Source organism: Photorhabdus hindustanensis, from assembly GCF_002968995.1.
Lineage (GTDB): Bacteria > Pseudomonadota > Gammaproteobacteria > Enterobacterales > Enterobacteriaceae > Photorhabdus > Photorhabdus akhurstii.
Window position 1 is genome coordinate 21,451 of record NZ_PUWT01000003.1, and the last position, 12,154, is coordinate 33,604.

The 12,154-nt window shown below is 43.5% G+C and carries 4 protein-coding genes; 2 read left to right on the top strand and 2 right to left on the bottom strand.

The window, feature by feature from the left end; all coding sequences use genetic code 11:
* Positions 1–16 precede the first annotated feature (16 nt).
* Both rtxA and C6H66_RS01515 read right to left on the bottom strand, forming a co-directional pair.
* The gene (rtxA, locus tag C6H66_RS01510) at positions 17–10,222 is read right to left on the bottom strand and encodes an MARTX multifunctional-autoprocessing repeats-in-toxin holotoxin RtxA (RefSeq protein WP_105394615.1); all 10,206 of its coding nucleotides are present in this window, start codon (positions 10,220–10,222) and stop codon (positions 17–19) included.
* Positions 10,223–11,000: 778 nt separating this feature from the next.
* Positions 11,001–11,288, bottom strand: coding sequence for an antitoxin Xre/MbcA/ParS toxin-binding domain-containing protein (locus C6H66_RS01515; protein ID WP_082300791.1), 288 nt, complete (start codon positions 11,286–11,288; stop codon positions 11,001–11,003).
* Positions 11,289–11,451: 163 nt separating this feature from the next.
* Between C6H66_RS01515 and yefM the strand changes: the two genes are divergently transcribed.
* Positions 11,452–11,706 (top strand): YoeB-YefM toxin-antitoxin system antitoxin YefM, encoded by a 255-nt coding sequence (yefM, locus tag C6H66_RS01520; protein WP_046394634.1) that lies wholly within the window; start codon positions 11,452–11,454, stop codon positions 11,704–11,706.
* Positions 11,706–11,960 carry a Txe/YoeB family addiction module toxin gene (locus C6H66_RS01525; RefSeq protein ID WP_046394635.1) on the top strand — a complete coding sequence of 85 codons (255 nt, stop codon included), beginning with the start codon at positions 11,706–11,708 and terminating at the stop codon, positions 11,958–11,960. The genes yefM and C6H66_RS01525 overlap by 1 nt, the downstream gene beginning before the upstream one ends.
* Positions 11,961–12,154 lie beyond the last annotated feature (194 nt).

The following is a 12,154-nucleotide window of genomic DNA, read 5'->3' on the forward strand; positions in this document are numbered from 1 at the left end:
ATTATCAGGAATTTAATTAGGCAAATTTCCCCTTGCCAATCGTGACATCTGCCCACGCTGTTGCGATAGCCACTTTCGCTTGACTCTCCAACCCCTCAATAAAACCATTATCACCGACTGTCGGAGCGAAACTACTCATTGCCTGAATCAAAGAGTCCACCGCATTATCTGACAGTGCCGTAAACTCACGCTCCCCTGACCCGTTCTTATCACCCATCTGAGTCACCAATTTGGCACGATTGCCATTAAAGTAATCATCAAAGGTAACCGAACCTACTGATTCAAATAACCCCTGCGCACTGTTGTCCCGAGTTTGGCGCTTCACTGACAGCACCAGATCATACCCGCTGCGCTGCAACCACAGGTTTCTCCAGTCAACACCATTAAGATTAAGCAATATCATGTCTTCTGCGCTGATATCATTGACTGACGTATCAATCACCTCTCCGCTAACCACAAAACTGTCCGCACCCAAACCACCCCGGAAGCGGTTCTGGTACCCGCCAAGCACCAGCAAATCCTGACCTTCACCGCCATCAAATTCACTAAACTTCGAAATCGCCGTGGCTATTAAGTGATCATCACCTTCCCCACCGTTGATTACCGCATGGTAGCCCATCAGTTTTATTGCATCATTGCCGGAATAGCCATCGATCCGGTTGTCATTGCCAAATACTCTGGCAAAATCATTGCCTTCACCCAATTCAACCTGGTTATTATTGCCGATGGCGACAACGTAATCCTGACCTTCACCGCTATCTACTCGGTTATAGTTGCCGGAGATGGTGACGTAATCCTGTCCGTTACCAGCATCAATAAAACCGCCTTCACCAAAGACAAACGCCTGGTCATTGCCTTCCCCCATAAACACATGGTTAATACGCCCGGCCATTACTGCGGTATCATCGCCATTACCGCCAAACATCCAGTTTTCACGTCCCATCAGGACGCCTAGATCATCTCCTTCACCGCCGGTAAAGATGTTGGAAGTACCCATTGAATAATAAACATCATCACCGCGACCACCCCAGAAGTTGTTGTTATCTCCCAGATAAGCGCCAAGATCTTTACCGTCGCCACCCCAATTGAAGTTATAGCTTCCCAACGATATATGGATATCGCCATCGTCATGCAAATGACCGCTGTTACGCAGGAAATCAAACGTCTTTTCCTCCATATTAAGCAAATCAACCGTCAAGTTTTCTTTCAAATGCGTGATTAAGGACTTCATTTCTGTTTGCTTATCTTTACTGAACATCGTCGCAAACAGATTAGGCAAATTCAGTGAATTAAAACCAAATGCAGATTTGGCTTTATCATCATCGGTCTGAGCACGCTTTCTATCGACGCTCACTGGAGATTCCGGTTCACGATTTCCATCAGACGCTTTCTCTTGCAGGCCATGACTTTCCACAAACGATCTGACGCCATCCTCGCCCATATCAATGCCCGCTTTCAAACCATCAAGCAACTTCTCTAGATTTGTAAAAGCTTTCAGTTGATCCCCGCTAAATTCTGCAATCACTGCCAGCATCTCTTGCAGAATCGCTTCGCTATCAACCGATTCCCCTGTAAGGGAAACAATTTGGCCCTCTGCGGTGTAATTCACGCCAAAAATGTCCGCTAGGGTAGTCTCTGCATTTACACTTGCTAATCGACCAAGCAGCTTATTCCTAAGCTGACGCGGCAAGTCTTGCGGATGATAGGTAAAAGTGGTCTTCGCCATACCCGTTGCCGAATATTGCTGAGTCATCAGACCAAACAACGAACCCAGGTTGGTATCCATAATCGACTGGATATGGTCACCAAACATAAAATTCCAGTTTCCGGCTGTTACCTGGATATCCGCTCCTTGACCACCGATGGCAAAGTTAAAAGCCAGCTTCTCATTAGCCTGCCGGAATTTATTTGCGCGGCTCATGGTGCCCATACTAGTCACATTGCTGGTTAACCATTGGTGATATTTTTTATTCAATGTTGATTCAATATCTCGCTTCAAACCGCGGCTACTACGTTCATGCTGTAAATCCAGCTCAACCAACGTTTTGTAGTTCACACTACTGGTTTGATCCAAACGGGACATATCTTGTACAAACTTGTTCGCACCGGCGATGGTCCATTGCTGATCTTGCGCGATTAACCAATCTTGTTCTTTGCCAGAGTAAGCAATACCTTGTAGTACACCGGCAACATGCACCACACCATCAAATGGATTAACCAGTGGCGGCGTTGGAATGGATTTGTCCATCATCACAATCAAGTCATTACTGCTGCCCTGATTGAAGCTCACGTTACGATTACCGATAAACATCTGCGCCCCTTCAAACGCTTGGTAACCATTGATATCGAAGCTGTATTTACTGTCTCCATCACCGATATGGACCATCACATTATTGTCACCGAAGGCCAGTGATTTAAAGCCACCGCTACCCACTTTAATACCGACATTTGATGTTCCCCAATTGAGCGCAGTAAACTCCCCTTCACCCACATTAACCTGAATGTTGCCGGAGTAGCTAAACTGATTATTCGATTTATCGTTGGAGTCAATCTGAATAGTATTTTCACGTTTCTTTGGCATGGTAAAAGGACGACGATAATCTGCAACTGCCCCTCTGGTCACCGCATCATCCCCGGTGTATCCCACCTTGGAAAGGGTGATATCACTTTCAGTAACACCGCGAATAACCCTTTCTGTACTGGTTGTCAATTCACCCTGTTTATTCCATTCGAATACAACTTTGTTATCAGGCAAGTTATTAACCCATTGGTTATTGGCATCACGGGTAAATTTACGGCCTGTTGCATCAATTGCTACTTCGCTACGGCGGGCGGAAACATTACTACGAATACCTTGTTTATCTAACTCAGTGATAAAGCGACGAGCAAAACCGTCCCGTTTGTCATCACTTATCAAAGAACAACCCACAATGCTGATATGGCCTAGTTTACCCGCCGATTTAAGGTCGTGACTGAACTGCTTTAGTTTAACAGCGAGTTCATCGGCAGTGTAACCACTCAGGCGAATGTTATTTTGCTCCGACGTATCACGGCCATGACCGACAATTTGCCAACGTAACTTGCCGGATAATCTGGCAGGATCGCCATAGACGACACGATATTTACCGTCAGCATCCAGTTGCACCACTACACTGGAATCCGGATGTTTACCGGCCAGATTGGCGGCGGCTTTGGCAACGATCGGATCATCTTCCATTTGAATAATAATCTGACCATAAAAACGCGTTGCACGATCATCGGTTTGTGGTGTGACAACCACCTGCTCCCAAGTTCCCGCATCTTTGTTTTTGATGATGTCACTTGATGACAATTTTTCCAGTGAAGAGCTCGCCGCATCACTATCAACCGGCACTTTAAGTATCAACCGATTTGCTGCTGGATAAGAGAGGACTTTATCGATATTCGACTGCACAAAGCTGGCCGCTTGTTTAAAGTTGTTGCTCTCAATGTCAACCAGAACCTTCTTAGTTTGTTTACCTTGCTTAGCTGTCACTTCCAAGGTGATATCACCTTCTCGGTAATCAACTACACGCCCAGTGACGTTTGAGCCTAAGTTAAATACCTTGCCTTGCTCTTTCAATGCGCGCAATACGTAGTTTTGTTCACCATCACGTGACGTTTTCCAAACGCCGTCATATTTCGCAATGGTTCCCTCTTCAAACTTATTAAATTGAACATAAAAGCTTTGGTTGGATTCTTTACTTGCCTGAAATTTATAACTCGTTATAAATCCTTTATGGAACGTATCCATAAAGCGACGGAAATCGTTATAGTTAGCAAACGATTTGCCACCATAGTTAGGATCATAAAATGACCAGACTGTTTGATTGATTTTTTTATGTACCACAACGGACATAGCATGTTCTTCAGACATGAATGTCATATAAGTCGATTTTCTTACATGACGCAGCTTATCCATGACGGATTCATAGCCTTCCGCAGAGTAATTCAGTGCATTATTAATGTTCGGCCCGGCCAATCCATTAGCTTTCAATTTGCCGCCATAAGCAGCATTCGCTTTTTTATAGGCTTCAAGAGTAGAGTCATCCATAAATTGGCTGTACTGCATCGATAATAAATCTTCAATAACCACCCCAATATTTTGACGGCGATATTGAGTCAGCAAAGCGGATTCAATGGCGTTGATATCGGTTTTCTTATTGACTGATTTGTCGTTATAGGCTTTAACAGTGTCCTTCAACCACAACATATAAGCTTTACCACCCCCAGAGCCATGTACTCGCTCTTCCATTAAGTAACGGGCAGATAAAGCAAAACACAATCCTTTCATGAGCTTTTTAGACTCAGCGGTATCTCCTTTAGTCAAGAGCACACTGCCAATTTCTGGGATGATTTTGCTAACTTTTTCCAACACATTACCATCTTGGCTAAAATGGAATGAATAAGCCTCCAGCTCTTTTCCATGTGCTATGAAGTCAAAAATTTTGTTATCAATTTTTTGAAAAACATCTCCTTTTATTACCCCACGATGTTGAGAAGATGTTGTTAGCAGATTTTTATCCAACGGAGATTGATTATTAACCTGCAATCGATTAATCATGTTTTCTGCATCTTTCAGTATAGTCAGATCTTCTTCTATCAATCCTACACTGAATCGCCCATCTGCCTGTGCGACAAACTCAGGGTTAACATGGCTGCTGGTTTCAGGCATAGCCGTGGACTGATAAGCCTCTCCCGGCAAACCGCTACCAAGTGCGCCTATTCGCTGTGGCTTAGCATTGTCACTCTGTTTCGCGCTCTTCGCATCGGTTTGTGCCTGAATCACTTTCTCCTCAGCCACAGCAATATCACGTTTGCCTCGATTTTCTGCCTCTAGATAAGCAACACTGGCATTACTTTCCGCTCTTTCTGCTTGCCGCTGTTGTAACAGGGCCTCTTTTTCTCTCAATTCCACTTTTTTATGAGCGTCTATCATATCTTGTCGCACGCCAATACGATGCTGCTCACTTTTCGCTATACCTGCCTCCGATTGTGCAATCGCTTTTTTCACACTCTGTCGGTTATCGCTAATATTTTGCTGTACATTAACCAATGCTCTCTGTGCATTAGTTTTGGTGTTATCCAACTTACTCTGAACATTGTTTAAGAATTCGGCAGCAAATTGATTACGCCATTGATCACCAGATTTACCGTGATAATTATCAAAGTCATTCAATGCATCCAGACCTTGAGTCATGGAGAGCAGCTCATCTGTCACTGCTTGTGATTCTTCTTTTATCGCATCACGCTGCGCTTGCCCATTGGTGTTTAGCACCGCCTGATCCGTTGACTCCAATCGAGATTGTGTTTCTGCAATTGCTGCCAGTTGTTTCTCTTTCTCTTGTTCCAAGACGCGGCGATCTTCTCCAGCCTTATTTTTATCACTTAACGCGTTTTGCGCCGCTTTATCCTGTTTTACCTGTTCGATAACGGCCTTGGCTGGTCGTGAGCTTTCAGATTTCGCAACAATATTATCGAGAACATAACCTACGCCATCATTTAAACCTGTACCTTTAAATGCAATTTGGTTACTACCGGTTTTCGCTGTCAACTCCAGCGTTTTGTTTTGCCATCCAGCGGCATCTCCAGAAGTTGAGAATACCTGTTCCCCGTTCCAGAAAACCTCCATGCCATTATTGGTAAGATAAGCATTGGCGCGATTGGCAAAATCAAAGCTCAATGAAATAACTTCTCCCTCGAACAAGTCTTGTAGATCCTGATAAATCGCAGTGTTTCTATCCGCGTCAAGTTCACTAACCCGCTCTCCATGCCCCTCGTTATCAAGACCGTAAGCACCGGCTGAGTGATATGCTTCAATACCATTAGTTGCCAGCCAGCCGTAATTACCTTGCTCAAAATTACCATTGATGATCAGATTGGCTTCCTGTTTCCGATCATCGCTTTTATCAATATTCAATGAATGATGGATATTTTCGAGCTCGGGCGTTTCTATCGCTGTTACAGAACTATTCAGACGACTGCTTAAATCTGAACTTACCGGTGCGATTTCATCCATCTTAAAACCATCAATAGCAGAAACTTCGGCTAAATTAATAGCCCCCCTGCCTTTATGTGTCCCAGATGTACTAGCCTCACCGCCCTCAACCAGATAATTGATCGCCTGACTGCCCCCCACACCTAACGCTGTCTGTTTGATATGTTCAAAGAAGGAAGAGAGTTTGTTGCTTTGCGTATTGCTTTCTGCAACAGAGAAACTATAGAAATCACCGTTACCGATCTTAATCGCCACGTTATTACGTGCATAAGAGGCATTCATCCCCAGACCATCACCAATATGAATATTGGCGTTATTTTTACCTTTCATCACCGCAACATTCAGGCCATTTCCAACTTTAGTATTAACATTGAAATTACCCCATGCCACGTTAACGGAAACACCCTCACCCACTTTGGTATTCACATTCAGGTCGCCATGCGTCGCCGTTACATTTAAGCCATTTCCCACGGTGGTGGTGATATTCGCTTTGCCTTTTGCCGCGGTAACTTGCATGCCATCACCCGCTTTGGTGACAATATTCCCTTTACTCCACAAGGCATTAAAACTATCACCGTTACCCACCTGAGTCACAATATTAGCCTCACCTTTGGCAAGCACCACATTGCGCCCATTACCGACCTTGGTAATGACGTTAGCTTTACCCCAGGCGCCGGTGTAATCATCACCGTGACCAACATGAGTGATAATATTGACATCACCCTGAACGATCGTCACTTCTTGTCCATCACCCACTTTGGTTATGATGTTCGCTTTACCTTTCGCGAAGTTATAACGATCACCATGCCCCTTTTGCGTCAAGATATTAGCTTCACCCCAAACCGCATTGATACCGGCGCCATTCCCCACTTTGGTAATGATATTGGCTTTACCTTTAGCAAATCCCACTGTTGTGCCATCACCAACATGGGTCATGACATTCCCCACATTCGACACAAGCAAGCCGACAGTCGTCCCCTCTCCCACTTTGGTCAGAATATTACCTTCGCCAAGCAGTACGCCAGCAGTCACCGCGTTGCCTACATGAGTAATAACATTAGCTTTCGCCCCTGCAACCACCCCCATAAAATCATTACCGGTTTTGGTGACAACATTCGCTTCTCCTAACGCCAAAACACCGGTTAAACCATTGCCGACATGGGTCATGATATTGGCCTGACCAAACATTGCCGCCAACGTTGTGCCATCACCGATTTTAGTCATTACGTTCAGTTCACCGGCAAACAAGCCAATACTGGAACCATTACCCACATGGGAATAGATATTAGCTTTACCTATCATCAAAGCAGTTGTCAGATCATTACCGATCTTAGTCAACACATTGGCGCCACCGATCATGGCGGCAAAGGTATTACCATCTCCCATATGGGTAAAAATATTGGCGCCACCCACCATTGCGGCTAACGTCATACCATTACCCACCTTAGTCGCGACATTACCTTTTGCCAGCATCAGGGCGACACTACTCCCATCACCAATGTGGGTAAATATGTTGCCTGCGGCTATCATCAGCGCCAACGCATCACCATCACCCACTTTAGTAAAGATGTTTACCGCGCCTCCCATCAACGCCCATACATCACCCTTACCGACATGAGTAAAGAGGTTGCCTGCGCCAATCATGGCTGCAATCACAGCGCCATCCCCGACTCTGGTAAAGATATTGCCTGCCGCTCCCATCACCCCCACAGTCTGACCGCCACCGACATGGGTAAGTACATTACCTATCCCAAACAGAGTGCCGGTAGTATCGCCGTCTCCTATTTTTGTCAGGATGTTGGCGCCACCGAGCATCACACCTGTCGTATTTCCGTTACCAATGTGAGTCAGAACGTTTGCACCACCGCCCATCACTGCCAACACATTACCCGGCCCTTTCTTGGTAAGAACATTAGCGCCACCCAAGGCAATTGCCCTAGTATTCGACACTTCAGCATCATCACTGATATGCGTGATAATGTTAGCCCCGCCGAGCATACCGGAAACCAAATCACCGGTACCGAGCTTAGTCAGCACATTGGCGCCGCCCACCAATACCGAGGAGAGACTGCCATTTCCTTTTTGGGTCATGACATTAAAACCGCCCGCACCTAACCAGCTCGCTCTACCATTGCCTATCTGCGTGTGCGTGTTGCAGCCACCTAACATGAAAATCTGGCTGTTGCCATTGCCGTTGTGGATTGAAATATTGCCGACCGCCAGAAGATGTGCCAAATATCGTCCATCTCCGACACGGACGAAAACATTTGCCGCACCACCAGCATAAACATCCATATCTCCACGCTGACTTTGATGAACAACGACATTTGCCAGACCTGTGCCACGGAATGTCAACTTACCCTCTTCCCCCTTTTTTACAACGACGTTCGCAGCACCCGCTCCTTCAAAATTGACATTGCCATAGGTGACGCTGGATGTAATAACATTTCCGCCGCCAGCGCCATTGAATTGAATATCACCGGAGCTGTCACCACTGTTAGTAGATGAGTTCACCAGTGCTTGCTGACGGTATTCTTCGGTATGTGCCAACCGATCAGAACCATACCGCATCGTTGCATTAAGGCTATATTGAAGCTGACTTAACACACAACTACCTGCACTTATCGAGTGATAACCGTTTGCGGATGAAATATCTTCATCAGCCAGATTGCCGGTATGATCACCCGCTTTGAACCACGCGTTGACAAGGTATTTGAGTTCCTGCGTGATAGGATCATTTCCCAGTTCAACCACCACCACTCTCGTGTATGATTCTAGATATTTAGCATATACATAAGTATTCGGTTGACGGTTCGATCTCACCGCGGAAACATCAAACTTCTGACAATTGGCAGAGATCGCATGCCCTCCCATCTTTGCATCAGAGAGGGTGATATCTTCCGCTTTGACCGCTGTCCCACCCGCATAAATAACCCATTCATTTTCAGACAAACCTTCTTCAACGGCATGGATAGTTACCGGTTGATGATGTTCAACCATTAAATTGAAAAGTCGGTAAGCATCATTGATGTTGATATTGACAAATCCATTACCGGAAGAAATCTCCGTTGAAGCGAGACCATTGAGGTGATTACCCTCTTTATACCAGGAGGTAGCGTAATAATTGAGCTTGCCGGTTTCGGGATCATTTTGGAGCTGAATTTTGCTGATTTTCGTATACATTTCGTCAGCAAAGGCAAAGAGATAAGTATCAGGTTCAGTGGTTGATTTAATACCTGTCACTTGCCGGGCTTCTTGAATCCAAGTTCCGCCCATCGTCGCTGTAGTTAATACAATATCTTTAGCCTTAGCATATTCCAGCGCCTCATCACGGAGACTATTATTGACACCTATTCTTGATATTTGGTTGTAGGCTCCGACACCGGAGAAATTAATATTGCCATGCGCAATATTAGAATAAATCTTGTTATAACCACCTGCCCCCTCGAAAGAAATATCACCACGGGTCTGTACGTAAACATCTTCCTTTTGGCGAATACGCTTAATTCGGTTCGATGCCCCAGCACCACTCAAGGTAATATCACCCTCTTTACCTTTACGTACAATGTGATTATCAACCCCGGCACCTTCAAAAACAATATTACCGAACTCTGTCCGCGAGCTAATACTATTTGCCGCACCTGCGCCATTAAATGTGACATCGCCACGGCTTCCGTTGTAATTGTCATACCAAGTGCGGTCAATTTTGTTACCCGCTCCAGCGCCATCAAAGAATAAATCTCCCTGATTGGTTCCGTGCCATAATTTATTGTAGCCGCCAGAACCATTGAAGCTCATATTACCCGTTAGACCGTCACGGTTCATTTCGTTATAAATGGCCGCACCGGTAAAATCCAGATCACCGTGATGACCGGTGTGATCCATAACAACGCCACCCGCGGCACCAGAAAATGAAATATCACCATCACCATCTTTATCAATATCAGTGTAACCCGCACCACCTCTTACTACCAAATCACCTGTGGAATCCACAATGGATAAATATGCCGCACCACCGACTACCGTGTCATTACCTGTACCGGTATAAACTTTGGCGGCAATCGACCCCAGAGCAATATGGTCATTTCCTCCGCGGGCATAGATATAGCCACCAAATCCAATGGCATCAATGTCATTATCATTGTCATCAGCGAAATAATTCCCGGTAAAGAAATATTCCGCACTTCTGCTTGATGATTTCCCCATAAACAATCCCTTAGTTTAATAGAAGTTAAAACCGTACTCGACGGATATAATGGTTAGGTTGAATGTCTCATTTTTTTGGCAATATAAATCCTTTAGCCTCTTCATGATAAAAAGAGACCAAATAACAGATTGTTAGCAACGTTAAAGCGGTGATCACGGGATATAATCATTTCGAAAAAAACAGATATTCCGGCTCAACGATTAAGCTTTATTTAAAATACTGAATGCAGGAAAATGCTACTCCACCATTATTTCATTTATCCGGCAATTTAGTTCTTAGCACACAGAATATAAGGTAAGCAGCTCTCCTGCTGATATGCAGATTAGAGAGAATTTGTACAAATCTTTTAGACATACTTTTACTCAAAAGACAATTTATTCATAAAAAACGCACCATAAAACTTTAAAATCAAAAAATACCTAAACTGATGTATAGACAAATACTTTCAAATAAAAAAGCCAAAATTAAAAAACAATATTTAACGCAGAAAACCTCTTTCTTTCACATAAGATATAACGTTTCACTAATTATGATCAATTATTTATTTTTTCTTTATTAAAATACCAAAAATATATTTTTACGAATAACATTAATTCCGCACATATAATATATTATTAATATAATAACAATTTGAAATAATTAATATCGATTCTATTTAATGTAAACCTGCCACCTACCATGACGTTAAAAAAATGCCCAGTTCACATTTGACTGGGCATTAATCTAGAAAAGAGAGATTAAAGAAGGAGAATGATTTTTCTTAATTCTATAGAAAAATCATGAGAATACCCCATGTTCCAGACGCCAGATGAGATCTAGCACTTCAAGTGCGCCACTTTCAGTTGCAATAAGAGACATTGGAGTAACTCCACCAAGCCCCTTAACAGGACTTTTTAACCATATCCATGCTTCATTCTTATTTCCGCTAAAAAGTTGTACTGCGGCATCAAACACACGAATCAATCGTGCAACACGCTCACTCTCTTCGGCAGAAAGAACACAACCTGCATTTTTTCGGCAGGCAACGTTTCGCTCTTTATATTTGTATTTGTCAAAGTTGTACATATGACACCTTAGTTAATCTGATAATAATGACCGCTATAGCTCGGCTATCACAAATTATGAACTTAGAAGCTTGCAAGATACAAAAACAATCGTACAATATATTGTACGATTAATCGGTATTTCGTTGTATTTTTCAGGTTATTTCTTGACATAGGTGGGATAAATGAAAGTGTTAACTTACTCAGAAGCAAGACAAAATTTTTCTAAAACGATGATAAATGTCGTGAACGATTGTAGCCCAGTGATTATCACTCGTAAAAATGGCGAAAGTTGCGTACTTATGTCATTAGCTGATTTCGAATCTTTGCAAGAAACAGCTTATTTGATGAGATCACCAACCAACACGAATCGCCTTATAGAATCTATTTCTCAGTTAAGAACCGGGAAAGGAAAGGTCAAGGAATTGGATTTAGACTGATGAAAGTAACTTTTTCAGATAACGCCTGGGAAGATTATCTTTATTGGCAACAAACTGACCGAGCAATATTGAAGCGTATTAACAACTTAATCAAAGATATAAAAAGACAACCATTTACAGGTATTGGTAAACCTGAACCTCTTAAACACAATTTTACCGGGTTCTGGTCAAGGCGTATTACTGAGGAACAGAGGTTAGTATACTCTGTTGAGAATGATGAACTATTAATAGCACAATGCCGCTATCACTACTAAAAATACCCTATATAGGAATTTCAGATTCTTTAAGCAGACAAAATAGCCCCTAATTCCCGCTCAACTTATTGATGTTCAGTACAGAGCCGGGAAAACTCCCAGCTCTGACCGTTAACGATGTTTTGGATAAAGCGGTACGTTATCAACAATCCGATCTTATCCAGTAAACTATTGATACTCGACCATCATATAAT

Coding starts and splice junctions, on each gene's coding strand:
- rtxA (WP_105394615.1), bottom strand. CDS start 10,222: ATGGGGAAATCATCAAGCAGAAGTGCGGAATATTTCTTTACCGGGAAT.
- C6H66_RS01525 (WP_046394635.1), top strand. CDS start 11,706: ATGAAAGTAACTTTTTCAGATAACGCCTGGGAAGATTATCTTTATTGG.
- yefM (WP_046394634.1), top strand. CDS start 11,452: ATGAAAGTGTTAACTTACTCAGAAGCAAGACAAAATTTTTCTAAAACG.
- C6H66_RS01515 (WP_082300791.1), bottom strand. CDS start 11,288: ATGTACAACTTTGACAAATACAAATATAAAGAGCGAAACGTTGCCTGC.